Origin of the sequence: Lysobacter hankyongensis (assembly GCF_039543145.1) — a bacterium.
Taxonomy (GTDB): domain Bacteria; phylum Pseudomonadota; class Gammaproteobacteria; order Xanthomonadales; family Xanthomonadaceae; genus Lysobacter_I; species Lysobacter_I hankyongensis.
The window spans coordinates 736,561-761,437 of sequence record NZ_BAABJE010000001.1; the positions used below are offsets into that span (position 1 = coordinate 736,561).

At 65.9% G+C, this 24,877-nt stretch carries 21 protein-coding genes; 5 read left to right on the forward strand and 16 right to left on the reverse strand.

Annotated features, from left to right (window positions below; all coding sequences use genetic code 11):
* Positions 1-111: 111 nt before the first annotated feature.
* Together ABD974_RS03355 and ABD974_RS03360 are read left to right on the forward strand one after the other, a co-directional pair.
* On the forward strand, positions 112-609 hold the full coding sequence (locus ABD974_RS03355; RefSeq protein ID WP_345301834.1) for a hypothetical protein: 498 nt from the start codon (positions 112-114) through the stop codon (positions 607-609).
* 30 nt (positions 610-639) lie between these two features.
* Positions 640-2,247, forward strand: coding sequence for an NUDIX hydrolase (locus ABD974_RS03360; RefSeq protein WP_345301835.1), 1,608 nt, complete (start codon positions 640-642; stop codon positions 2,245-2,247).
* A 106-nt stretch (positions 2,248-2,353) separates the two neighbouring features.
* Here the strand turns inward: ABD974_RS03360 and ABD974_RS03365 are convergent, their stop codons facing one another.
* The 4 genes from ABD974_RS03365 to ABD974_RS03380 are packed head-to-tail and all read right to left on the reverse strand — an operon-like array spanning position 2,354 to position 6,204.
* Positions 2,354-3,574: an ABC transporter permease gene (locus ABD974_RS03365; protein WP_345301836.1), complete on the reverse strand. Its 1,221-nt coding sequence runs from the start codon at positions 3,572-3,574 to the stop codon at positions 2,354-2,356.
* The gene (locus ABD974_RS03370) at positions 3,574-4,284 is read right to left on the reverse strand and encodes an ABC transporter ATP-binding protein (RefSeq protein ID WP_345301837.1); all 711 of its coding nucleotides are present in this window, start codon (positions 4,282-4,284) and stop codon (positions 3,574-3,576) included. Before ABD974_RS03370 ends, ABD974_RS03365 begins: the two co-directional genes overlap by 1 nt.
* The gene (locus ABD974_RS03375) at positions 4,281-5,492 is read right to left on the reverse strand and encodes an efflux RND transporter periplasmic adaptor subunit (protein ID WP_345301838.1); all 1,212 of its coding nucleotides are present in this window, start codon (positions 5,490-5,492) and stop codon (positions 4,281-4,283) included. The genes ABD974_RS03370 and ABD974_RS03375 overlap by 4 nt, the downstream gene beginning before the upstream one ends.
* Positions 5,493-5,520: 28 nt before the next feature.
* On the reverse strand, positions 5,521-6,204 hold the full coding sequence (locus ABD974_RS03380) for a YIP1 family protein (protein ID WP_345301839.1): 684 nt from the start codon (positions 6,202-6,204) through the stop codon (positions 5,521-5,523).
* Positions 6,205-6,681: 477 nt separating this feature from the next.
* On the opposite strand from ABD974_RS03380, the gene ABD974_RS03385 reads away from it, so the two are divergent.
* Positions 6,682-8,100, forward strand: coding sequence for a S8 family peptidase (locus tag ABD974_RS03385; protein ID WP_345301840.1), 1,419 nt, complete (start codon positions 6,682-6,684; stop codon positions 8,098-8,100).
* Between the two features lie 114 nt (positions 8,101-8,214).
* Here ABD974_RS03385 and ABD974_RS03390 read toward each other — a convergent pair whose 3' ends face one another.
* Together ABD974_RS03390 and hrpA are read right to left on the reverse strand one after the other, a co-directional pair.
* Positions 8,215-8,463, reverse strand: coding sequence for a hypothetical protein (locus tag ABD974_RS03390; RefSeq protein ID WP_345301841.1), 249 nt, complete (start codon positions 8,461-8,463; stop codon positions 8,215-8,217).
* A 214-nt stretch (positions 8,464-8,677) separates the two neighbouring features.
* A complete protein-coding gene (gene hrpA, locus ABD974_RS03395; protein ID WP_345301842.1) occupies positions 8,678-12,682 on the reverse strand; it encodes an ATP-dependent RNA helicase HrpA in 4,005 nt (1,334 codons plus the stop codon).
* Positions 12,683-12,763: 81 nt separating this feature from the next.
* On the opposite strand from hrpA, the gene ABD974_RS03400 reads away from it, so the two are divergent.
* On the forward strand, positions 12,764-13,354 hold the full coding sequence (locus ABD974_RS03400) for a Dps family protein (protein ID WP_425562622.1): 591 nt from the start codon (positions 12,764-12,766) through the stop codon (positions 13,352-13,354).
* Positions 13,355-13,438: 84 nt separating this feature from the next.
* Here ABD974_RS03400 and ABD974_RS03405 read toward each other — a convergent pair whose 3' ends face one another.
* From ABD974_RS03405 to ABD974_RS03420, 4 genes are all read right to left on the reverse strand, one after another.
* A complete protein-coding gene (locus ABD974_RS03405) occupies positions 13,439-14,500 on the reverse strand; it encodes a hypothetical protein (RefSeq protein ID WP_345301843.1) in 1,062 nt (353 codons plus the stop codon).
* A gap of 208 nt (positions 14,501-14,708) precedes the next feature.
* Complete coding sequence (locus tag ABD974_RS03410) at positions 14,709-16,013, reverse strand: citrate synthase (protein ID WP_345301844.1); 1,305 nt, start codon at positions 16,011-16,013, stop codon at positions 14,709-14,711.
* Positions 16,014-16,297: 284 nt separating this feature from the next.
* Positions 16,298-16,540, reverse strand: coding sequence for a type B 50S ribosomal protein L31 (locus ABD974_RS03415; RefSeq protein ID WP_345301845.1), 243 nt, complete (start codon positions 16,538-16,540; stop codon positions 16,298-16,300).
* A gap of 168 nt (positions 16,541-16,708) precedes the next feature.
* Positions 16,709-17,656, reverse strand: a complete 948-nt coding sequence (locus tag ABD974_RS03420; RefSeq protein ID WP_345301846.1) for a nucleoside hydrolase — start codon at positions 17,654-17,656, stop codon at positions 16,709-16,711.
* Between the two features lie 100 nt (positions 17,657-17,756).
* Here ABD974_RS03420 and ABD974_RS03425 point away from each other — a divergent pair, with 100 nt between their 5' ends.
* Positions 17,757-18,620, forward strand: a complete 864-nt coding sequence (locus ABD974_RS03425) for an MBL fold metallo-hydrolase (RefSeq protein WP_345301847.1) — start codon at positions 17,757-17,759, stop codon at positions 18,618-18,620.
* Positions 18,621-18,657: 37 nt separating this feature from the next.
* On the opposite strand, the gene ABD974_RS03430 is transcribed toward ABD974_RS03425, so the two are convergent.
* Genes ABD974_RS03430 through ABD974_RS03455 form a run of 6 tightly spaced genes read right to left on the reverse strand, consistent with a single transcriptional unit; the run spans position 18,658 to position 24,860 of the window.
* Positions 18,658-19,296 carry a protein tyrosine phosphatase family protein gene (locus tag ABD974_RS03430; protein ID WP_345301848.1) on the reverse strand — a complete coding sequence of 213 codons (639 nt, stop codon included), beginning with the start codon at positions 19,294-19,296 and terminating at the stop codon, positions 18,658-18,660.
* A gap of 34 nt (positions 19,297-19,330) precedes the next feature.
* Positions 19,331-19,777 carry a thioredoxin TrxC gene (trxC, locus tag ABD974_RS03435; protein WP_345301849.1) on the reverse strand — a complete coding sequence of 149 codons (447 nt, stop codon included), beginning with the start codon at positions 19,775-19,777 and terminating at the stop codon, positions 19,331-19,333.
* 53 nt (positions 19,778-19,830) lie between these two features.
* Positions 19,831-20,292 (reverse strand): OsmC family protein, encoded by a 462-nt coding sequence (locus tag ABD974_RS03440; protein WP_345301850.1) that lies wholly within the window; start codon positions 20,290-20,292, stop codon positions 19,831-19,833.
* Positions 20,289-23,567: an efflux RND transporter permease subunit gene (locus tag ABD974_RS03445; RefSeq protein WP_345301851.1), complete on the reverse strand. Its 3,279-nt coding sequence runs from the start codon at positions 23,565-23,567 to the stop codon at positions 20,289-20,291. The genes ABD974_RS03440 and ABD974_RS03445 overlap by 4 nt, the downstream gene beginning before the upstream one ends.
* Positions 23,560-24,660: an efflux RND transporter periplasmic adaptor subunit gene (locus ABD974_RS03450; protein ID WP_345301852.1), complete on the reverse strand. Its 1,101-nt coding sequence runs from the start codon at positions 24,658-24,660 to the stop codon at positions 23,560-23,562. Before ABD974_RS03450 ends, ABD974_RS03445 begins: the two co-directional genes overlap by 8 nt.
* A complete protein-coding gene (locus ABD974_RS03455) occupies positions 24,657-24,860 on the reverse strand; it encodes a YgaP family membrane protein (RefSeq protein ID WP_345301853.1) in 204 nt (67 codons plus the stop codon). The genes ABD974_RS03450 and ABD974_RS03455 overlap by 4 nt, the downstream gene beginning before the upstream one ends.
* Positions 24,861-24,877 lie beyond the last annotated feature (17 nt).

Here is a 24,877-nt window from a genome sequence, read left to right on the forward strand (position 1 = left end):
AACAGGACATCCAGCGGGGTGGCGGCGGACACGGACACGCGTGTTCAACAGGTGGGGGTATGCCTACACTAGCCGCATGCCGCCTCCGGCGTAATCCCCAAAGGCCCTCCCATGTCGATGCTCCGTTCCCTGTCGTCGCTCGCCCTGCTCGCGGCCATCGCGATCGTCCCGGCCGCCGCCTTCGCCCAGCAACAACCGATCGAACGCGAGATGTCGCCGCAGGAGTTCAAGGCCGCCGGCCTCGACAAGCTCACGCCCGAAGAACTGGCCCGCCTCAACGGTTGGCTCGGCCGCAAGATCGACACGGTCGCCAACGCCGCCGCCGCGCAGGCCAAGGACAAGGTCGAACAAGAGAACCGCGGCTTCTTCCACTTCGGCTCCAACGAGCCGATCGTCGCCCGCATCGCCGGCGAATTCCGCGGCTTCGGCAAGGGCCGCACCTATACCCTCGACAACGGCCAGGTCTGGCGTCAGACCGACGGCGCCGCGCTGGTCGGCGTGAAGCTCGACAGCCCCGACGTGCGCATCAACCCCAGCATCTCGGGGAACGCATGGTATCTCGCGGTGAAGGGCTACAACACGCGCACGAAAGTGGAGCGAGTAAAGTAAAGGGAAATCTTCTCAAGAAATGGATTTTTTATGAAAAATGCATTCGTAATCATGCCGTATGACCAAACCCATAGAAAGTATTATGAGGAAATATACGGCCCCGCGCTTGAACGCAGCGGATTCATTCCGGTCAAAGCCGACGCACCATATTCCACGAATCCAGTAATAGAAGACATCAAAAAACTTATCAGCGCATGCGATCTTATTTTGTGCGAAATAAGCGGAAATAATCCAAATGTTTTTTACGAACTGGGGCTAGCCCACGCGATCGGAAAACCCGCCGTATTGATATCGAGATCAGAAAAGGAAATTCCTTTCGACCTCAAGAGCATGAGGGTGATAATTTATGACAACAGTGATATTGACTGGGCCAGCAAGTTAAGAAGAGACATTGAAAAAGCTTCTACAGAAGCATCCTCAGCGCCCGTGGAGAAAGCGAAGCCCCTCATAGGCACAGGGGAATCGGCAGATGGCGTCATTCCAGGCCTCGTCAAGACTTTTAAGAATTTGGCCTCATGTGAACAAGAGATACTGGAACAAATAAAAACATCTCTGGAGATAAAGATTTTTTTTTATCTTGGCAAGACAATACTCGCAGGATCCCAAAAAAGCATCTACGACAATCTAGAAAAATCCGTTAATAGAGAATCAAAAATTAGGATTCTCCATTCGGGCGAAAAAAACAAATACCTAACAAGAAGAATCTCCTTGGAAAGAGATTCCAATCAGGAAGGATGGATATCAGACATAAAATACGCAAAAGAAAAAATAGAAAATCTCAAGAAGAGAAGTCGCGCGTTAGTCCGAAGCAGAACGCACGGAGAAGCTTACTATTGGACAATATTCATATTCGATAAATTCGCGTATGTGCAGCCATACATACATCAAAAAAATAACACAGAAAAATCCGCAGTTCTAAAGGTAGAAAAAACCGGCGAAGAAGGATCCATGTACAACCTTTACGACACTTTCTTTGAACGAAAATGGGACGAAAGCACGCCAACGCAATGCGACATTGACGAAATTATTGGCGGTCACGACGAACTAGCCCAAGAAGGAAAGATCTCTGTATCCGCAAGGATACTTTTCAACGACCTATACCTCTTTGTCACGCCGAGAAGGTATGTGGACGAAAAAAATGGAGTAGTTTATTTCCACTCCCCAGGAGGAAAAATCGGAGATGGCGAGGGATATATAAATGCCATCAAGAGAGAGATCAAAGAAGAAATCGACTGCTTAGCAGAAATAGCGACAAGCGAGAAAACATTTCTTCTATCAGACCATTCCGACATTGGAGAAGTATTCCTCTGCGCGCCCTTTTCTCCGAAATACTTATACAGGTCACCCAAAAACAACCCGAACCTCACGAATTCCAATACATCTAAATTGTGGACTCTCGGCTATGAAGCAGTCTTGGCCGGCGATTCCAAACCGAAGCCACAAAAAGAAATTTTCGCCATATTAATGCTTAGCAAAATCGCACTTAAGTCCTCTATCGAGAGGAGATTAAAAGTTAGAGACATCATGAGTGCGAGTGATGGATCGAAGCTGATCACTTCAATAGGCGTATCACTAAAACCGCACTGGACGATTGAACCGAGAGGGCTTGCGCGGATTATTGCATCGATGGAAACATGAAATTAAAAATCGGACACCAATTTTTCACCATCACGTCCTGGCCAAGGAAAATTCTTGAGAGCAAGGTACAATCTGCACAGAACTAAAAAATGACTTCATAGCGGATTCACTCGTACCGCAACGCCTCGATGGGGTCGAGCCCCGCGGCCTTCGAGGCCGGCATGATGCCGAAGACCACGCCGACCAGGGCCGAAAAACCGGCGGCGGCGAACACCGCCCACAGCGGCACCGACGCGGGCGGAACGCCGGGCACCAGCGCGGAGACGGTGATCGCGATGGCGAAACCCAGAGCGATGCCGATCAGACCGCCGAGCAGCGCGAGGAGGCCGGCTTCGAGCAGGAACTGCACGAGGATGTCGCGGCGGGTCGCGCCCAGCGCCTTGAGGATGCCGATCTCGCGGGTGCGCTCGGTCACCGACACCAGCATGATGTTCATGATGCCGATGCCGCCGACCAGCAGCGAGATGCCGACGATGCCGGCGAGCACCGCGGTGGCGGTGGCGGTGATCTCGTTGAACTGTTTCAGGAACGAATCCGCGGCCTCGATCTTGAAGTCGTCGTCCTTGCCGGGCTTGATGCCGCGTGACTCGCGGATCGCGCGCTTGGCGCGGTCGCGCACGGTTTCGACCTGTTTCAGATCGGCGACGGTGAAGGTGGCGTAAATCATCGGCGTGGTGCTGTTGCCCATCTTCGCGCGGCCGACATCGAACGGGATCACGGCGTAGTTGTCCTGGCTGAAACCCAGGATTTCGCCCTGCTTGTCCATCACCCCGATCACCTTGAACCACTCGCCGCCGATGGTGAAATATTCGCCGACCGGGTTCTCGGGCATCTTCAGCTGATCGCGCAGTTCGGTGCCGATGACCGCGACCCGGCGATGGCCCTGGTCGTCGCTGTCGACCAGGAACCGGCCGTACTTCGGGAAGCGATTGTTCACCGCCGAGTAGTCGGCGGTGGTGGCCTGCACCTGCGGCATCGCGGTGCGGCCGCGGTAGCTGGCGCCGGCGGCGTCGACCACCATGACCGGCGCGACTTCCTTCACCCCGCCGAGCCGGTAGCGCAGCACTTCGATGTCGTCGAAGGTGATGCTGTTGAGCTTGCCGGTGCGGAAGTTCTCGTTGTCGTTCACCGCGCGCAGGGTCAGCGCGTTGCCGCCGAGATCGGAGAACTGGTTCTTGATCGAATCGGAAAAGCCCTGCACCAGCGAGACCACCGCGATCACCGAAGCGGTGCCGATGAGGATGCCGAGGGTGGTGAGGAAACTGCGCATGCGGTGACCGGCGAGGCTGGTCAGCGCGGCGCGGAAGGCTTCGAGATAGGCGGACATCAGTGCGCGCTCCCGCGGGGATTCGGATCGGCATCGGCGCGGCGCACGTCCTCGACGATGCGGCCGTCGCTGACCCGGATGGTGCGATGGCAGTGCGCGGCGATGTCGGGTTCGTGGGTCACCACCACCACGGTCTGGCCCTGCGCGTGCAGCTGGTCGAACAGCGCCATGATCTCGGCCGACGTGCGCGAATCGAGGTTGCCGGTGGGTTCGTCGGCGAGCAGGATCGACGGCGAACCGACCAGCGCGCGCGCCACCGCGACGCGCTGGCGCTGGCCGCCGGACAACTGGTTCGGGCGATGGCCCATGCGGTCGCCCAGACCGACCTTCGTCAGCGAGTCTTCCGCCAGACGACGGCGTTCGGCCGCAGGCATGCCGCGATACACCAGCGGCTGCATCACGTTCTGCAGCACGGTCAGCCGCGGCAGCAGATGGAAGCTCTGGAACACGAAGCCGATCTCGCGATTGCGCACCTGCGCCAGCTCGTTGTCATTCATGCCGGAGGTGTCGCGTCCGTTGAGCGTGTAGCTGCCCGAGGTCGGCGAATCCAGACAGCCGAGCAGATTCATCAGCGTCGATTTGCCCGATCCCGACGGACCGATCAGGGCGACGTACTCGTTGCGGTCGATGAAGAGATCGACCCCGGCGAGCGCCATCACCACGTCGTCGCCCATCGTGTAGCGCTTGACGATGTCCTTGAGCACGATCATGCGTCGTCGCCGTCCTCGCCCGCGGCCTTGCCGGCGTCGGTTTCCTCGGGCTTGCGCTGCTCCACCGCTTCGCCCTCGCGGAGCAGACGCAGGGTCTTGGTCGGACCGGCGATCACGGTATCGCCCGCGACCACGCCCTTCTCGATCACCTGCCAGCGGTCGTCGGAGACGCCGACCTGCACCGCGACCTTCGTCGCCTTGCCGTCGCGCTGCACCCAGACGGACTGCGTGCTCACGCCCTTCTCGTCGGTGTCGGTGACCACCGCTTCCACCGGCACCGCCGGCCGGCGCTGGCCGTCGCCGAGGAAGATGTCCGAACGCACGCTCATGCCCGAGCGCAGGCGCAGGCCGTCGGGCGCCACCAGACGCACGGTGACCTTGTAGGCGCGGCCCTGGCCTTCGATGGTCGGCGCCAGCGCGATCTGTTCGACCGTGCCCTTCAGCGCGGTGTCCGGATGCGCGGCGGCGAAGACTTCGGCACGCTGGCCGATGTCGATCTTGGCGATGTCGGCCTCGTCGACCTTCAGCTCGGCGATGATTTCCGTGGTGTCGGCGATCTTCATCAGCTGCGCGCCGGCGAAGGCCGAAGTCGACGGCACCGCGGTTTCGCCAACCTTGATCGGCAGCGACACCACGCGGCCGGAAATCGGCGAACGGATTTCGGTCCTGGCGCGCTGTTCGCGGGCGTCGTTGAGCACGGATTCTGCGCGCAGCATCGATTCCTCGCTGGTGCGCAGATCAGCGCGGGCCAGGTCCAGCTGGTTGCGGTCTTCGTCGAGACGGGCGCGATCGATCAGCCGCTGTTCGGCCAGCACGCGACTGCGTTCGTAGGTCTTCTGGCGCAGCGCGACCAGATCGCGCTGGCGCTCAATACCGATGCGGCTCTGGCGCAGGCTGGCCTGCTCGCGCTCGATCGCGTTGTTGTAGATCTCCGGATCGAGCAGCAGCAGGGTCTGGCCCTGTTCGACCGTGTCGCCTTCCTTGACCAGGATGGTGCGCACCTTGGCGGTGACCTCGGCGGTGAGATCGACTTCGTTGCGGAAGGCGAGCACGCCCGAGGCGAGGATGCTGGGCTGCACCTGCTGCGCCTCGACCTTGGCCAGGTCCACGCCGGTCGCGCCGCCGCCGCGGCTTTTCTTGATCAGGACAGGCACGGCGATCAGGGCCACGATCAGCCCGGCGATCGCCCACTTTCGGTTGAATTTCATCGATACGGTTCCGTCGTCGTGGTTCAGGTCATTTCAGCAGCGCGAAGATCGCCATCGCGCCGTAGATCGTCAGCGGCGGCAGCGCAGCGACCAGCACCGCCTGGCCCCATCCGGTGCGCCCCCAGGTCTTCCAGCCCAGCGCCGCGAGCAGCACCGTCCAGAACGTCAGCAGGCTGAAACTCTTGGCGACGCTGCTCCAGGCGTGGTCGCGCGGCAGTTCGAAGAACAGCGGGTCGACGTTGAGCAGCGACACCGATTCGATCGGCGTCTGCGGGGTCATGGTGAACACGCCGATCAGGCCGACCACGCTGGCGAGAATCGTCGGCATGTTCGACCAGGTCGCGAGGCTAAGGCCGTGGCGGAAGCCGACCGGCTGGCCGCTGAGCTTGCCCGCGATCAGGAAATACAGCGCGTACAGCGCCGTCATGAAGGCGCCGCCGATCACCGCGGTGCCCGCGCTGATCCACATCATCATGTTGGCCCCCGGCATCATCTTCCGTGCCTGCTCCAGCTCCTTCGCGGTCATCTCCGCGCCGCCGGCGCCGAGCATGTAGTCCTTGTACCACTCCGAATCGACGTTGGCGAAATACATCATCACGAAGGCGACCGTGGGCACCACGATCGCGAGGAAGGGCAGCACGAAGGTCGGCCGATCCTTGAGATCGGCGAACACTTTGCCCGGCTGCAGGAAGATATCGATGAGATGGCTCACGGGAACGGCTCCTGGGTCGATGACGGGAGAGATACGGCGGACGCGGCATGCGGCGCGGAAGCGGCGATCGCCAACCGCCGATCGCGCCGCACCGTCGTCGTTCTGCCCACCCTCCCAGGACGAGGCTCGCGGCGAATTGTGACCGGCCGGCCGGAGAGCGCACGTGCCGATCGACGGGGTGGCTTGCCGCACCCACCCGGCCACCCGCTGGCCGACGGCGGCCGGGCCTACCGCTCGTCGCCTGCCCGAAAGGAAGGCCGCTTCGGTCAAAGACAAACATCACATTTCCTCGGGAAGCCTGCTGCATTGCGGTTTGACAGCCGCAAAAGCGCCCGCGAAGCTCGGCGGCGGAGCGCGCATCGCGCCCCATCGCGATGGAAGTCCAGGGTCGCAAGTCATGCGATGCCGACGCCCCGGACCGCCGGGGCCGACGTTCGCGATCCACGTCACTGCTCAACACATGGAGAGTTTTCGAGTATGTCCATTCGTCATCGCAACACCCGCCGTCTCGCCCTCGCTGTCGCCGTGTCCGCCACCCTGCTCGCGGGGCAGGCCATCGCCGCCGATCGCGTCAACGTGTCCGGCCTCGCCTCGGGCGAGCCGATCGACGGCATCATCGTCACCTATCGCGACGGCAGTTCGGTCAAGCGCGACAAGGCGCTCATGATGAGCCGTATCGGCTCGGTCGCCGGCAACGCCTTCGCCCGTTCGAAGGCGGCGAATCTCCGCCACGAACGCACCCTCGGCGTCGGCGCCGACCTGATCGGCATCGATCGTCCGCTGGATCGCGCCGAAGCCGAAACGCTGATGCGCGCCATCGCCACCGACCCGGACGTGGTGGCGGTCGAACCCAACATCCGCCTGTATCCCACGCTCACGCCCAACGACCAGTTCTACAGCGTGCAGTACGGCCTGCAGAACGGCGTCGGCGGCAGCAACGCCAACCTCGCCTGGGACACCGGCTTCCGCGGCGCCGGGCAGATCGTGGCGGTGATCGACACCGGCTACCGCCCGCACGTCGACCTCAACGCCAACATCATCAACGGCTACGACTTCATCTCCAACGTCACCGTCGCCAACGACGGCAACGGCCGCGACAGCAGCGCGCTGGATCCGGGCGACTGGACGACCGCGGGCCAGTGCTACGCGGGTTCGCCGGCCAGCAACTCCAGCTGGCACGGCACCCACGTCGCCGGCACCGTCGCCGCGCTGACCAACAACACCACCGGCGTCGCCGGCATGGCCTATCAGGCGAAGGTGCTGGCCGTGCGCGCGCTCGGTCGCTGCGGCGGTTCGCTGGCCGACATCGCCGATGCGGTGACCTGGGCTTCCGGCGGCACCGTCGCCGGCGTTCCCGCGGTGGGCGCGAACAAGGCAAGCGTGATCAACATGAGCCTGGGCGGCGGCGGCACCTGCGCCGGCTCGGTCATGCAGACCGCGATCACCGGCGCGCTCAGCCGCGGCACCGTCGTCGTCGTGGCGGCCGGCAACAGCAACGCCAACGTCAGCGGCTTCACCCCCGCCAGTTGCACCGGCGCGGGCCTGATCGTGGTCGGCGCCACCACCTCCACCGGCGCCAAGGCCTCGTTCTCGAACTACGGCACCGGCGTGGACATCTCGGCGCCGGGCGACCGCATCGCGTCCACCCTCAACGCCGGCACCACCGTCCCGGGCGCCGACAACTACGTGTATTACAGCGGCACCTCGATGGCCTCGCCGCACGTGGCCGGTCTGGTGGCGATGATGCGCTCCAAGCCCAGCACCGATTGCACGCCCTCGGCCTGCGAAACGCTGATCAAGAACAACCGCAAGCCCTTCGGCGTCGTGCCGCCGGCCGGCACGCCGATCGGCACCGGCATCATCAACGCCCAGCAGACGATCAACGCAACGCCGTAAGCGCGTCGTCCCGTACTGTCGTGACGAACGAACCCCGGCTCAGGCCGGGGTTCGTGTTGATGGCGCAAAGCGGAATCCGCACGCGCCATCGCACGGCGAGGCGACGCGAAAGCCTCAATAGACCACGCAGTAACCGACCCGCGGATCGCAGTGTTCGAAGATCTGCCAGGTGCTGTCGCTGCAGTAATAGGTGAAGCTCTCCTCGCCCCAGCGGGTCCAGCGGTAGACGGTCTCGAACGCGCCTTCGTTCGCGGCCGTGCAGGCCGTCGTCGGCTGCGGCCAGAACGCGGCGGCGCTGCCGGCCGCGAGCATCGCGGCGATGGACAGCATCATCGCAAGGCTTTTCTTCGTCGTGATCTTCATTGCAATTCCTTTTCCTGTGGGATGACCGCCATCGACTTCGAACCTCCGCGTCGACATCGCCCGGCAGTCGGCGGCATCCTGCCGGCAATTCAGGCCCCCGCATCCCGGCAAGGGAAGCCCCGGACGCGAGGGTTGCAGGGCGAGGCTAACAAAGTGTCCTGCCGCTCGATGCAACCGTGGTCACGCATCCAGGCAGCGCAGACCAGCGCTCCAATCAGCCCAGCCGCGCGAGTCGCGTCGCCAGTTTCTTCGCCGAAATGCCGCCCTTCGCGCCCAGTTCCTGCGCGAAGAGGGAAACCCTGAATTCTTCCAGCTCCCAGCGCAGCGCCTGCCAGCCGTCGCGATCGTCGATGCCGCGATCGCGGGCATCGTCCAGCGCGTCGACGAAGGGTTTGAGTTCCAGCATCCGCGCCTGGTCGCGCACCGGATCGCGCAGCGCGCGCTCGGCGCGCAGCGCCATCGCCCGCAGATAGCGCGGATATTCGGCCAGCGCCTCGGCCGGGGTGTCGCGCAGGAAGCCCGGCGCCGCCAGCGCGGCGAGCTGCGCATGCAGATCGTCGAGATTGGCCTTCGCCCAACCCATCAGGTTCGATTCCAGCGCCACGCGCACCTCGGCGACCCGGGCAAGAATCGTCTCGGCCTGCTTCAACCGTTCCATCGCTTCGCCGAACAACGTCTTCGCGATGGCATCGCGGCGCAGCGCGAACACCGCCGGGTCGCGGATCTCCGCGAGGCCGTCGGCGGCGAGCGCGGCGAACGCACCATCGACCAGATCCTGACGCAGACGGTCGCTGTCCTTCAGGCCATCGTTGCGCGGCGACTGCGATTCGATCGCGGCATACAGCAGCGAGGTCTTCGGCTGCACCGGCAACTGCTTCCGCGCCTGCTTCATCTTCTCGGCCATCGCGATCCGCAGCAACCGGCGCACGCCATGCGGATGATGGCGCTGCGCCTCGGCGCGATCGGCATGCACCGCGAGCGACACGCTGTCGCCGTCGTCGTGCAGCGCCGGATAGGCGGGCACGCCGCCGGCGCCCGGCACGGATGCCGGAATCGAAGCCGCCGGAAAATCGGTCAGTCCGCGCTGCGCCAGGCCTTCCGCGGCGCGCGCGGAGAACGCATCGGCCGCGCGCTTGCCGAAGCGCTCGCGCAGGTCGTCGAGGTCGCGGGATTCCGCCAGCACGGTCCTGCCGTTGCCGTCCATCAGGCGGAGATTCGCGCGCAGATGCGCATCGATGGACGCGGGATCGAAATCGATCGCGGCGACTTCGGCCCCGGTGAGTTTCTTGAGGAAACGTGCCAGCGCGCCTTCGAAGCTGTCGGCGTCCAGTTGCCCATTCGAAGACATGTGCGCCTCGGCGAACGCGCGCGCGAAATCCGGCGCCGGCACGAAATTGCGACGCAGGGCCTTCGGCAGCGATTTGATCAGCGCCGCGGCCTTGTCCTGCACGAAGCCCGGCGCCAGCCACGACAGCCGCGCGGCGTCGAGCGCGTTCAGCAGATGCAGCGGCACCGCCACGGTCATGCCGTCGTCGGGCGCGCCGGGTTCGAAGCGATAGCTCACCGCCAGACGCGCATCGCCCAGCGGCAGATATTTCGGGAAACGCTCGGCATCGCTGGCGCCGCCGACCATCAGGTCGTCGAACGACCATTCGAGCTTGGCCTTGTCGGCCGGCGACAGCCGCGCGTACCAAGTGTCCAGCGCCTGCTGGTTGTGCACGTGCGGCGGCAAACGGTCGAGGTACCACTGCGCCTGCCAATCCTCGTCGACGACGAGCCCCGCGCGGCGCTGCTTGGCCTCTTCTTCCTTCGCCTTCGCCAGGGTCGCGAGATTGCGCGACAGGAACGCGGCGCGGGTGTTGATCTCGCCGGTCGCGAGCGCGTCGCGGGCGAAGATCTGCCGCGATTCCTCGGGGAACAGCGCGCCGTAGTGCACCGGCTTCTTCGGCGCCAGCACCAGCCCGAACAGGCTGATCTGCTCGCTGCCGACCACCCGCCCCTGCAAGCGCGCCCAGTGCGGATCGTGATGCCGGCGCGCGAGGAGGTGCGGCAACTCGTCGATCGCCCACTCCGGTTCGATCGCGGCGTTGGTCATCGCCCACACTTTCTCGGCATCGAGCAGCGATGCCGACAGCAGCCATGGCGGCGGTTTCTTCGCCAGCGGCGAGCCCGGGAAGATCGTGTACTTGCGCCCGCGCGGACCGTCGTACAGCCCGCGATCGCCGCGGTTGCCGATCTGCGTCGGCAGGCCCGCGATCAGCGCGCGATGAAGCTTCGCGTAGGGCGGGTCTCGACCCGCAGCTTTGGGATCGGCGTCGAAATCGACTCCCACCTCCGGTTCCCACTCCAGCTCCTCACAAAGCAACTTCAGCTGACGATGCAGCTCGCGCCATTCGCGCAGACGCAGGAACCCGAGGAAATGTTTGTCGGCCCATTTGCGCAACTGCGACTGGGTCAGATCCTCGTGCGCGACGCGATAGCCTTCCCACAGTTTGAGGATACCGACGAACTCAGACTTCGGATCGGCGAATTCGGCGTGCGCGGCGTCGGCCGCGCCGCGCTGGTCGGCGGGACGCTCGCGCGGATCCTGGATGCCGAGGAAACTGGCGATGACCAGCATCTCGCGCAGGCAGCCGTGCTTCTGCGCCGCGATCAGCATGCGCGCCAGCTTCACGTCCACCGGCAGCCGCGCCATGGTGCGACCGACGTGGGTCAATTTGCGCTCGGCATCGATCGCGCCGAGTTCCGCGAGTTGTTGCCAGCCGTCGGCGACCGCGCGCGGATCCGGCGCTTCCAGAAACGGAAACTCTTCGATCCGCCCCAGGCCCAGCGACAGCATCCGCAGGATCACGCCCGCCAACGCGGCGCGGCGGATTTCCGGGTCGGTGTAGGCGTCGCGGGCGAGGAAATCCGCTTCCGAATAGAGCCGGAAACAGGTGCCGGGCGCGATGCGTCCGCAGCGGCCCTTGCGCTGGTCGGCGCTGGCCTTCGAGATCGCTTCGATGTGCAGGCGATCGAGTTTCTGCCGCGGGCTATAGCGCTTGACCCGCGCGAATCCGGGATCGACCACGTAATGGATGCGCGGCACGGTCAGCGAGGTTTCGGCGACGTTGGTCGCCAGCACGATCCGTCGCTGCGGCCCCGGATTGAACACGCGGTCCTGGTCGCGTGCCGACAGCCGCGCGTACAGCGGCAGCACTTCGGTGTGCCGGTATTTGCGCTTCTCCAGCGCCTGATGCGCATCGCGGATCTCGCGCTCGCCGGGCAGGAAGATCAGCGTGTCGCCCATACCGCCGCCGCGCGCGATCTCGTCGCAGGCCGACACGATGCCGTCGAGCACCGAACGGCCGCCTTCGCCCGCATCGTCGTCGCTCTCGTCGTCCCCGTCGCGGCCCGCATTCAACGGCCGGTAGCGCACTTCGACCGGATAGCCGCGGCCTTCCACGCTCACCACCGGCGCGTCGCCGAAGTGCTGCGAGAAGCGTTCGGTATCGATGGTCGCGGAGGTCACGATCACCTTCAGATCGCGGCGTTTGACCAGCAACTGCTTGAGATAGCCGAGCAGGAAGTCGATGTTGAGACTGCGCTCGTGGGCCTCGTCGACGATGATCGTGTCGTAGCTCGACAGCCAGCGATCGGACTGGATCTCGGCCAGCAGGATGCCGTCGGTCATGAACTTCACCGCGGTGCGATCGCCGACGTTGTCGTTGAAGCGCACCTGGAAGCCGACCAGACCGCCGAGCGGCGTCTTCAGCTCTTCGGCCACGCGCCGCGCGACCGCGCGCGCGGCGATCCGGCGCGGCTGGGTGCAGCCGATCATGCCGGCGGCGCCGCGGCCGGCGGCGAGACACAGCTTCGGCAACTGCGTGGTCTTGCCGGAGCCGGTCTCGCCGGCGATCACCACCACCTGGTGTTCGCGGATCAGCTGCACGATGCGTTCGGCCTCGGCGGCGATGGGCAGGGCCTCGTCGACCGTGGCATCGGTTGGCAGCGCCGCCGCGCGGGCCTCGCGCGCCGCGACCGAAGCGGCCAGGGCCTCCGCGAAGGTCGCCTGCGTCGTGGCGTCGTCCGGTTTGCCGCTCCAGCGCGACCACAGGCCCATCAGCCGGCCGCGGTCGCGCGCCAGCGCGCCATCGATGGCGCGACGGGCGTTCTGCAGCGTGGAGTCGTGCGGTTTGCCGGGCGCGGGGCGGCGCCGGGCGGGTTCGGTCGTGCTCATCGATCGGCGTGTTCGGGAAACGGTTTTTGAATACGATTTGGAGGACCATAGTCTGATCCATCCCCCGCCCGGAGACGAGCCATGGCCAAATCGAGCAAATCGGAATCGAACAAGTCGGAATCCAGCAAGTCGGAATCCAGCAAGTCCGACAGGACCGCCAAACCCGCCGCGAAGGCCGACACCGCGACCGGCGCGCCGCAGATCGACATCGGGATTTCCGGCAGCGACCGCAGGAAGATCGCCGAAGGCCTGTCGCGCTTTCTCGCCGACAGCTTCACCCTGTATCTCAAGACGCACAACTTCCACTGGAACGTCACCGGGCCGATGTTCAACACCCTGCACGTGATGTTCGAAGGCCAGTACACCGAGCAGTGGACCGCACTGGACGAAACCGCGGAGCGCATCCGCGCGCTGGGCTTCAACGCGCCGGGTTCCTATGCCGAGTTCATCCGGCTCACCAGCATTCCCGAGGAACCGGGCCTCACCGACACCGCCGACTGGCGCGAGATGGTGCGCCAACTGGTCAGCGGCAACGAAGCGGTGTGCCGCACCGGCCGCAAGGTGCTGAAGATCGCCGACAACGCCGGCGACGATCCGACCACCGACCTGATGACCCAGCGCCTCAACATCCACGAGAAGAACGCCTGGATGCTGCGCTCGCTGCTGGCGTGACGGCCCCTCGCGGGGCGCGGAGATTGGCGCCCTGCGGACCGTTTCCCATGGCGCGGCGCCCGTCGCCGCGCCGCTGCCGGCGCGCTACTTCGACCGTACCGACCGGCGCGTCGCTGTCGCCGTGACCGGGCGGTCCGCCCCGCGCTTGCTCGCAGCCGATGGCGCGGACGCGGCGGCCGGCAGGACCGGCTTCGGGCGGCCGCGAAGATGCTGGAGGAAAAAGTCCACGTAACCGCTGTAGCCCGCCGCCCCTGCGAATCGCGGATCGGCTTCGACCGTACAGCGCGCACCGATTCCGGCCATGCGATACGCCGCGCAGATCGCCAGCCCATAGTCCGGATAGTGCACCGAGTCGACGGCGGCCAATTCCTGCAGCGTGACCAGTCGCCCCACGAATGCCTGGTCGTAGCGCAGCATCACCGGCGGGTCGTCGGCACTCGCGCTCTGGATCGAGCTGCCGAACTGCGCGTATTTCGGATGTTGCGCCTGCCAGGCCGCCTTGAACCCCGGGCGTTCCGCTTCGACCAGGAACAGATCGGCGAATTCGCGTCCGTCGTAAGTGGTCTGGGCGTTGTAGGCGAACACTGCATTCGCCCGCGTCGATTGGCGCGCGACCGGGTCCGGACTGGTCGGAATCGCCATGTCGTTCTGCAGTACGGTCCACAGCGACAACGTGCCGCGCGAACCGCCGACCACGAAGACATTGCGGCGATCGATCCCCAACGCGGCGGCATTCGCGCGGATGAATTGCAGGGCACGCGCGAGGTCGCGGTGCGGAACGCCGGGATCGGTCGGCGAATACGCTTCGTTCTCGTTGACCACCGGATGACGGAACTCCACCGAAGCGAATGAAAATCCGGCGGCCAGGGCCGGCTTCAGCAGCACGTTGTCGGGTCCCGATCCGGGCACGATCGATTTGCTGGCGCCATTCGGATGGGCCCAGACGATCAACGGCGCGGGCGTGGTGTCGCTCGCGCCCGGCGCACGATGGAAATCGAACCGCTGCTGCAGCCAGATCCCGCCCAGCGTCGGTTCCCGCCAGGCCGCGGTGCCGTAACAGATGTCCTTGCCCGGGGTTTCATGCGTCAACGCCACCGGGGTGCAGCCGCTCTGCGCCTGGGCCGTGGCGCACAACAGGAGCGACATGGATGCGCACCAGCGCAGACAGCGGGTCGCCCATCGGGACGGGGACGGGGATATGACGATCGTCGGGGTCATCGGAATTCCTTTCGCGCACGGCGATGGCAGGCGCCACCGATATCGCGAAACGCACGAGCGGATGCGGGGTTGACCGAACGGCCACAAAAAACCCCGCCTTGCGGCGGGGTCGTGTCGATGCGTGACGCAGATCCGATCAGCGCTTGTCGATCGAAGCGTAATCGCGGGCGTCGTAACCGGTGTAGATCTGGCGCGGACGGCCGATCTTGGCTTCCGGATCGTTCTGCTGCTCGAGCCAGTGCGCGACCCAGCCGGCGGTGCGGGCGATGGCGAACATGACCGTGAACATCTCGGTCGGAATGCCCAGCGCCTTGTAGATGATGCCCGAATAGAAATCGACGTTCGGATAGAGCTTGCGCTGCACGAAGTAATCGTCCTTCAGCGCCGCCTCTTCGAGCTTCATCGCCACTTCGAGCAGCGGATCGTTGACGCCCAGCTCGTTCAGCACCTTGTGGCACATCTCGCGGATGATCTTCGCGCGCGGGTCGAAATTCTTGTACACACGATGGCCGAAGCCCATCAGCCGGAAGCCGGAGTTCTTGTCCTTCGCCTTGTCGACCGCGGACTGCACGTTGTCCGGGCGGCCGATCTCTTCCAGCATCTTCAACACGGCTTCGTTGGCGCCGCCGTGCGCCGGGCCCCACAGCGCCGCAACGCCGGCGGCGACGCAGGCGTAGGGATTGGCGCCGGTGGAACCGACCAGACGCACGGTCGAGGTCGACGCGTTCTGCTCGTGGTCGGCATGGAGGATGAACAGCAGATCCAGCGCCTTCGCCGCGACCGGATTCAGCTCCAGCGGCTCGCTCGGCACTTCCTTCATCATGTGCAGGAAGCGGGTGACGTATTCGAGGTTGTTCTTCGGATAGCGGCTCGGCCAGCCGATCGAATAGCGATGGCAGGCGGCGGCGATCGTCGGCACCTTCGCGATCAGGCGGATCGCGGCCATGCGGCGCTGCTCGGCGTCTTCGAGATCGAGGGTGTTGTGATAGAAGCTCGCCATCGAGCCCAGCATGCCGACCAGCATCGCCATCGGATGCGCGTCGTGGCGGAAGCCGAACAGGAAGGTGCGGAAGGCCTCGTGCATCATCGTGTGATGCGTGACCTCATGTTCGAACGTGGCGAAATCGTCCTTGCCCGGCAGTTCGCCGTTCATCAGCAGGTAGGCGACTTCGAGGAAGCTCGAATGCTCGGCGAGCTGTTCGATCGGATAACCGCGATACATCAGCACGCCGTTGTCGCCGTCGATGTAGGTGATGGCGGAACGGCACGACGCGGTCGCGGTGAAGCCCGAGTCGTAGGTGAACAGGCCGGTTTCCTTCGGCAGCTTTGCGATGTCGATGCACGCGCTGCCGACGGTCGGTGCATGCACCGGCAGAACGACCGACTTGTCGCCGGCGGTCACGGTGACCTGGGTGGGGACGTTGGAATCCTGTTGAGACACGGCGCACTCCCATGAAGCGGTGTTGTCGTGAAGTGGTCCGCGGACAGCGCCTGCGGAACGTTCGGGGAAGGAGGCCGCAACCGCGGTCGCGACACCGCTCGATTATCGCATAACGATCCGGACGCCTCCGCATGGCGCGACGTCTGGACTTTGGTCGTAGGCCCTGTCGCGCCGAAACGCGGACACGACAACGGCCGCCGGAAGGCGGCCGTTGCGGATGACACGTACGGCGTGCTGCACGAACGCCGGAGTCGCCGAGGGCGCTCCGCGTCGCGCGGACGCGATTACTTGCCGTAGCGCTTGCGGAACTTGTCGACGCGACCGCTGGTGTCGATGATCTTGTGCTGACCCGTGTAGAACGGGTGCGAAGCGGACGAGATATCGATCTTGATCAGCGGATACTCGTTGCCGTCTTCCCACTTGACGGTTTCCTTGCTGCCAAGGGTCGAGCGGGTGAGGATCTTGAAGTCCGAGGTCACGTCCTGGAAGACGACCTGGCGGTACTGGGGATGGATGTCGGCCTTCATGGCGGCACCAGAGTTGAGCGGAAAGCCGGGCATTATAGCGGCCTGCCCCACCCCGGCTCAAGCCTCCGCGCACGCTGCCCGATCCGGGCCTGCCGAAGACATCGAGCCGGCGGCCGAACAGGCGCCTCTGCGCGAGGCGCCCGCTCCACAACCAGCGAGTGCGCGCGTTCAGCCGGCCCGCAGGGCCTTGCGGATCAGAGCCTCGAAGGCGGTCTGATCGTAGGTCATCAGGATGTCGGCATTGTCCGCGCGGCCGCTGCGGCGGCCCCAGTCCACCACGGTGGCGCCGCGGGACTCGGTCCCGATCAACTCCACCCGCAGCGGCCGGCGCTCGCGCAGCACCGCCCCTTCCGGGGCGACCAGCAGCGCCATGGCCAGAGCATCGGCGGCGTGCCAGTGCGCGCCGCGCAGGCCCGCGGACCACTCGCGGGTCTTACGCGAGATGGCGTCGTAGAACCGCGCCCGCGGATGGTCGGCCTGCAGCCAGCGGTCGACTTCGGTATGCAGGAACCCATGGCGGACCACCGCCTCCCAGTCCGCGACCTCCACCGGCACGCCGGCGGCGGCGAAGGCCTCGAACACGATGTGCGCCGCCTCCGGGTCGAAACCGATGTTGAACTCGGCCATCGGCGTCGTGTTGCCCTGCCCGGTCACTGCGCCGCCCATCACCACCATGCGGCCCACCCGCTGCGGCAGGGTCGGATCGAGCTTCAGCGCCACCGCCAGATTGGTCAGCGGACCGAGCATGCACACGACCAGCCGGCCGGCGTGTTCGTGCGACAGCCGGATCATCGCCTGGGTCGCGTGTTCGGCTTCGACCTCCCGGGTGGCGGGCGGGTAGCAGATGTCGCCGAAACCATCGCGGCCATGCACGTACGACGCGTCCGGCGCGGAATGCAGCAGCGGCGCGTCGCAGCCGGCGAACACCGGCACGTCGACCTCGGCGACTTCGCACAGTTTCAGCGCGTTGGCGACGGTATGTGTCAGGCCGACGTTGCCGGCGGCGATGGTGAGGGCGACGACCTCGTGATGCGGTGCATCGAAGGCCATCAACAGGGCGAGCGCGTCGTCCACGCCCGGGTCGGTATCGATCAGCAGGGGAAGTTTTTCGGTCATCGCGGGATTATGCACGGTCGGCGCCGGAACCGAAGCCGCGACTCGAAGCGGCCGCGGCGCACGACGTAGAATCGGATCGACCAAAGAGCGGGAGCCCGTCATGCGCGCAGAGACGACGCCTTTCTTCCACAACGACAGTTGCACCTGGAGCTACGTCGTGCACGATCCGGCGACACGGCAGGCCGCCATCGTCGACCCGGTGCTCGACTTCGACGCCAAATCCGGCCGGACCGCGACGACTTCGGCGCAGGCGCTGGTCGATCATGCGCGCACGCACGGACTCGACGTCCGCTGGATCCTCGAAACCCATGCGCATGCAGATCATCTCAGCGCCGGCCACTGGCTGAAATCGCGATTCGCCGACGCGACGCTCGCGATCGGCGAAGGCATCCGCTCGGTGCAGAAGACGTTCCGGCCGATCTTCAATCTCGGCGAACACTTCCCGGTCGACGGCTCGCAGTTCGATCGCCTGTTCGCCGACGGCGAACGTTTCGCCATCGGCAGCCTCGAAGCCATGGTCGTCGCGGTGCCGGGCCACACCAACGACAGCGTCGCCTATCGCATCGGCGATGCGCTGTTCGTCGGCGATTCGATCTTCATGCCCGACGGCGGCACGGCGCGCTGCGATTTCCCCGGCGGCGATGCGCACATGCTGTATCGCTCGATCCAGCGCCTGTTCGCGTTGCCGGACGACACCCGCGTCTTCGTCTGCCACGACTACGCGCCTGGCGGCCGTGACTACGCCTGCGAAACCACCATCGCCGCGCAGAAGGCCGGCAACATCCATGTGCGCGACGGCATCGACGAGGACGCCTTCGTCGCCCTGCGCACCGCGCGCGACGCGACCCTGGCGATGCCCGCACTGCTGCTGCCGTCGGTGCAGGTCAATATCCGTGCCGGACGGCTGCCGGAGCCCGATGACAACGGCGTGCGTTACCTGAAACTGCCGATCGATCGCTTCTGATCCGGCACGCGGCCGCGCCGGATGAAACGCTGACGGATCAGCCGCCCGCGGCGCATTGCGATGGATCGGCGGTGTCGCGCGCGGCGACGCAGCGGGCTGGCGCGTCCCGTTCAACCGCCTGTTCGATCACTTCGCGCGCGCGTCCTTCGATCGATTTCATGCCGGCGCTGCGGCCGAACTCCAGCGCCTGCGCGGTCGACATGCCGTTCTGCGCCATCGCCACCGCGAGCAGGCCGCCGACGCGATTGCCGCTCGCGCAGTGCACCAGCACCGGACCATCGGCCTGGGCGAGCAGCGCGGACAGCGCCTTCGCGTTTTCCGGCGTGATGTCGGCGGGCCCCGACACCGGCAGCTCGACATAACGCATGCCGGCGGCGGCGACCTCCGCACGCTCGTCGCGCCCCTTCAACTCGCCCTCCGGGCGCAGATTGACGACGGTGCGGACGCCCGATGCGGCCAGCGCCGACCAGTCGCCCGCGCCCGGCTGACCGGCGACGAACAGACCCTCGCGCGGACGCAACAGCGCGACACCGGAGACGGTCGTCGCGCCGGTCGCGGGTTCGGCAGTGGAGGCCGGCGCGGTCTCGGTCGTGGCGCCACTCACCATGAAGGCCGCCACGGGAAACATCGCGACGAGGATGGCGCCCAGAAGAAAACGCAGGGGAAGACCGGACATGACGAACTCCTGAGCGTGAACGGGGTGGAATGACTCAGCGCGCGTGCGCACGCGCCCAGCGGGCGATGTCGCCGGCGCCCATCGCGCCGGACTGGCGCGCGATCTCGCGTCCGCCGCGGAACAGCACGAGGGTCGGAATGCTGCGGATGGCGAATCGCGCGCCGAGCGCGGGATGCGCCTGGGTGTCGATCTTGGCCAGCCGGAACGCAGGCTCCAGCTCGCCTGCGGCGGCTTCGAAGTGCGGCGCCATCATCAGGCACGGCTGACACCACGGCGCCCAGAAATCGACGAGCACCGGCAGATCCGACTGCACGACATGGCGCTCGAAGCCCTCGACATCGAGCGCAAGCGGATGTGCGGCGAACAAGGGGGCCTTGCAGCGCCCGCAGACCGGCGCATCGGCGAGACGCGCGGCCGGCACGCGGTTGAGCGCATGACAGGCCGGGCATGCGATTCGGAGACTGGCGTCTGCATCGGACATGGATCAATCCTCCAGGGTCGTGGCGACACGGGCGAAGCGGGGTCGTCCGCCGCTCAAGCGCCCGGCTCCCGGACCACGCCGTCGGCGTCGACGATGCGCACCGCGACATCCACACCCTCGCGCACGCTCTGGGTGACGATGCAGAACTGCTCGAACTGGGCGAGCACGCGGTCGAAGTGTTCGAGATCGGCCGCCTTGTCGGACAGATGGATCGTGACCTCGGCGTGCGGAATCCGCCAGCGGCCTTCGGCATTGCGCTCCCTGCGCGCGACGATTTCGGCGCGGATCGGGCCGGGCGTGTTCCTGAACTTGCGCAGCGCGAACAACAGGCTGGCGCCGAGACAGTTGGCGATGCTGGTCAGGAGGATCGCCGAAGGATTCGGACCGGCGCCCTCCCCCAGCGGCGCGGGCTCGTCGGTATGCAGGGCCGCCAGACCGGCCCCTTCGAAATTCACCTTGAAGGCGTAAGGGCCTTCCTGTTCGAGCATTACGCGGATATCGGGGGAATCGGTCATGGCGTTGTTTCCTTCGCGACGTTGCGCTCCAGCAGCACGAAATAGAGTAGCGGAATGACGATCAGCGTGAGCACGGTGCTGACGAAAATGCCGAAGATCAGCGACACGGCGAGCCCGTTGAAGATTGGGTCGTCCAGAATGAAGAACGCGCCCAGCATCGCCGCCGCCGCGGTCAGCACGATCGGCTGCGCACGGACCGCGCAGGCCTCGATCACCGCTTCGGCCGGCGTCCTGCCCTCGCCCACCGCCTGATTGATGAAATCCACCAGCAGGATGGAATTGCGCACGATGATGCCGGCCAGCGCGATCATGCCGATCATCGATGTGGCCGTGAACTGCGCCCCCAGCAATGCGTGGCCCGGCATCACCCCGATCACGGTCATCGGGATCGGCGCCATGATCACCAGCGGCACCAGATAGCTGCGGAACTGCGCGACGATCAGGAGATAGATCAGCACCAGTCCGGCGGCGTAGGCGATGCCCATGTCGCGGAAGGTCTCGTAGGTGATCTGCCACTCGCCGTCCCATTTGATCGCGTAACCGGCGGTGCTGTCCGGCTGACGGATGAAGAACTGCGACAGCGTCCGCTCGCCGACGGTGTTGTCGGAGACCTGGCCGACGACATCGAACATGCCGTACAGCGGGCTGTCGAGCTCTCCGGCCTCGTCGCCCATCACGTACACCACCGGCAGCAGGTCCTTGTGATGGATCGCGCCGTCCCATTCTGCGCGCACGGTCCGCGTCACTTCGGACAGCGGCACGGCCTGTCCCCGCCCGCCCTTCACCGACAGTTGCAGCAGGCGTTCGAGGTTCGCCTGTTCGGACACCGGCACGCGCAAGCGCACCGGACGCGGACGACGCGAGATGCCGTCCTGCACGTACGTGGCGTCGTAACCACCGACCGCGGCCGCCAGCGTGTTCGCGATGGTCGATTGATCCACCCCGAGCCGGGTCGCCCGTTCGCGATCGACCACCAGCACTTCGCGCGGCGCGGCCGCCTCCACCGTGGTGTCGATGTCGACGATGCCGTCCGTATCGCGGAAACGCGCCGCCAGTGCCTGCGCGACCTTGCGGCTGACGGCGTCATCCGGGCCATAGATCTCGGCGACCAGCGGCGCCAGCACCGGCGGGCCCGGCGGCACCTCCACCACTTTCACCGATGCGCCGTAGCGACGGCCGACGGCATCGAGCTTCGGTCGCATCGCGCGGGCGATGTCGTGACTCTTGCGGTCGCGATGATGCTTGTCGACCAGGTTCACCTGCAGATCGGCGACGTTGGCGCCGCTGCGCAGGAAGTACTGGCGCACCAGTCCATTGAAGTTGATCGGCGCGGAGGTGCCGGCATACCCCTGGAAATTCGAGACTTCCGGGACCGTCGATGCGGTCGCCGCCAGTTCGACGAGCAGCGCATTGGTGCTTTCGAGCGTGCTGCCTTCCGGCATGTCGACGACCACCTGGATCTCCGACTTGTTGTCGAACGGCAGCATCTTCAGCACCACGCGCTGGAACACCGCGAGGCTCGCCGCCAGCAGCACCAGCACCGCCATTCCGCCGAACAGCCAGCGCCGGCGCCGCGGCCCGCGCTCGCCGGCGAGGAACGGCGTCATCGCCCACGAGAACATCCGATGCAGGCGCGATTCGCCCGCGCCGGCACCCGCGCCGGTGTTTGCATCGTGATGCGCGACGTGCGGCTTCAGCAGCTTCAGCGACAGCCACGGCGTCACCACCAGCGCCACCGCCAGCGACAGCACCATGCCCGCGGAGGCGTTGATCGGTATCGGCCGCATGTACGGCCCCATCAGGCCGCTGACGAAGGCCATCGGCAGCAGCGCGGCGATCACGGTGAAGGTCGCCAGGATCGTCGGGCCGCCGACTTCGTCGACCGCCGGCGGAATCGCCTCGATCAGCGTCCTGCCGCCACGAGCCATGTGCCGGTGGATGTTCTCGACCACCACGATGGCATCGTCGACGAGGATGCCGATCGAGAAGATCAGCGCGAACAGCGAGACCCGATTGAGCGTGAAGCCCATCGCCCAGGAGGCGAACAACGTCAGCGCGAGCGTGAGCACGACCGCGGCGCCGACCACCAGCGCTTCGCGCTTGCCGAGCGCGAACAACACCAGCAGCACCACCGACATCGTCGCGAAGAACAGTTTCTGGATGAGCTTCTGCGCCTTGTCGGTGGCGGTCTGGCCGTAATCGCGCACGATGTCGACGTGGACCGCGTCCGGGATCAGCTCGCCGCGCAGGGCTTCGACCCGTTCCGCGATCGCCGAGGTGATGTCGGCGGCGTTGCTGCCCGGCTTCTTGGCGATGGCGATCGTCAGCGCGGCTGCGGTGCCGGCCTTCGGCCCGGGTTGCCCCGCGGGCGCACCGTGCCAGACGTAGGTCGACGGGACGTCGATCCCGGCGCGCACGTCGGCGACATCCGCCAACGTCACCGGTTTGCCGTCCTGCATGCCCAGCACCAGTTGCGCCACGTCGTCGCGATCGGCGAGGAAACGACCGGCGGTGACCGGCACGGCATGATCCTCTCCGACGCGTTCGCCGACGTGACGCACCACGTTCGCCGCCTGCAGCGACTGCGCGACTTCACCGACGCTGAGCCCGAACGCGGACAGGCGGGCTGGATCGAGGGTCACCGCGACCACGCGGTCCGGCGCGCCGATGGTGTAGACATCGCGGGTGCCGGGCACGCGCTTGAGTTCGGTTTCGAGCGTGCGTGCCACCGCGGAGAGTTCTTCGACGCCGGTGCCCGCATCGTCGGACCAGAGCGTCAACGCCATCACCGGCACGTCGTCGATGCCCTTGGGCTTGATCAGTGGCTGGCCGATGCCGACGCCCGATGGCATCCAGTCGGCATTGGAGAACACCTGGTTGTAGAGACGCACGATCGCCGGCTGGCGCTCGACGCCGACGGTGTATTCGACCGTCAGCACCGCCATGCCCGGACGGCTGATCGAATAGACGTGTTTCACGCCTTCGATTTCGGACAGTTTCTGCTCCAGCGGATAACTGACCAGTTGTTCGACATCGCGCGACGATGCGCCGGGGAACGGCACGAACACGTTCGCCATGGTCACGTCGATCTGCGGCTCTTCCTCGCGTGGCGTGATCAGCACGGCGACGAGGCCGAGCATCAGCCCCATCAACGCCAGGATCGGCGTCAATGGATTCGCCTGGAATGCCCTGGCGATGCGGCCGGAGAAGCCGAGCCGCGAGGACTGCCGCACCTCGGGGCTCGACGCAGCGGCGTTCGCATTCGGATCAGCCATGTCCGGCTCCCGCGGCATCGCGCTGCAGCACGATGGCCTGCACCGCCGCCTCCGGATCGCGCGCCACGACATCGCCCGCACGCAGGCCGGCCAGGACTTCGACCGTGCCGCCTGCGGACGCGCCCAGACGCAGTTGGCGCAGCAGCACGCGGCCATCCTTCACCACGTAGACCGCGGTCAGTTCGCCGCGGCGCAGCACCGATGCCGTCGGCACCCGCAACGCGCGCGCATCGCCGCCGATCGGGAACACGACCTTCGCCGTGGTTCCCGGTGCGATCGCTCCGGCCATGCGCGGCAGCAGCACGCGAACCGGAACGCTGTGGCTGGCCGGATCGGCGGCGGGATACACGACCACTTCGCGCGCATCCACGGCGATGCCGTCGTCGAAAAGCACGCGGGCACCGGGCTGGGCGCGGATGGATTCGGCGGCCGACTGCGGCACGCGCACTTCGATGCGCAGATCGTCGGGTGCGTAGACCGTCAGCAACGGCTGCCCGGGATTCACGGTTTCGCCCGGCTCGACCCGTCGCGCGGACACGATGCCGGCGTACGGCGCGCGGACCGTCGTGTAATCGGCGTTCTGGCCCGCGGACGACAACTGCGCGCGGGCGGCATCGCGCGCCGCGTTGGCGGCATCGCGCGCCGATCGGATCTGGTCGAGCTGCGCGCGCGACACGTAGTTGTCCTTCGCGAGCGCGGAGAAGCGCTGGAATTGGCGCTCCGCCTCCACCGCCGAAGCTTCGGCCGCACGGAGCTGCGCGCGTGCAGCATCGACGCCGGCCTGCTGCTCGACCACGGTCAGACGCAGCAGGATCTGTCCCGCGGCGACGCGGTCGTTCACGTCCGCATCGACCGCCGTCACGCGGCCCGCGGTCTGCGCCGAGAGCACGGCCTCGCGTACCGCCTCGACCGTGCCGTCCCAGGCGCGACCGCCGGTCGCGGTGTCCGCGGCGACGACGAACGTGTCGAGCTTCGGCAGCGGTGTCGCAGCGCGTTCGCCCGGATCGCTGCCGCATCCGGCCAGCGTGGCGATCAGCGCGACGGTCAGGGCGACAACCAGCGCGAAACCGACGAATCGCAGGATTCCGTTCATTTGAATGCGCACCCGCTGGCCACGCCGAGTTTGCGGAACAGGATCGCCGCCGGGCAGAAGCCGGTAAGGCTGGCCACCAGCAGGTTCGCGCCGATGAGGGCGGTGAACAGCCAGAACCAGGGCGACACGAAATGGGTCAGAGCCAGGCTGACGAAGATCATCACGCCAGCGAAGGCCATCACGGCACGGTCGAGATTCATGAAAGGGCTCCGGATCG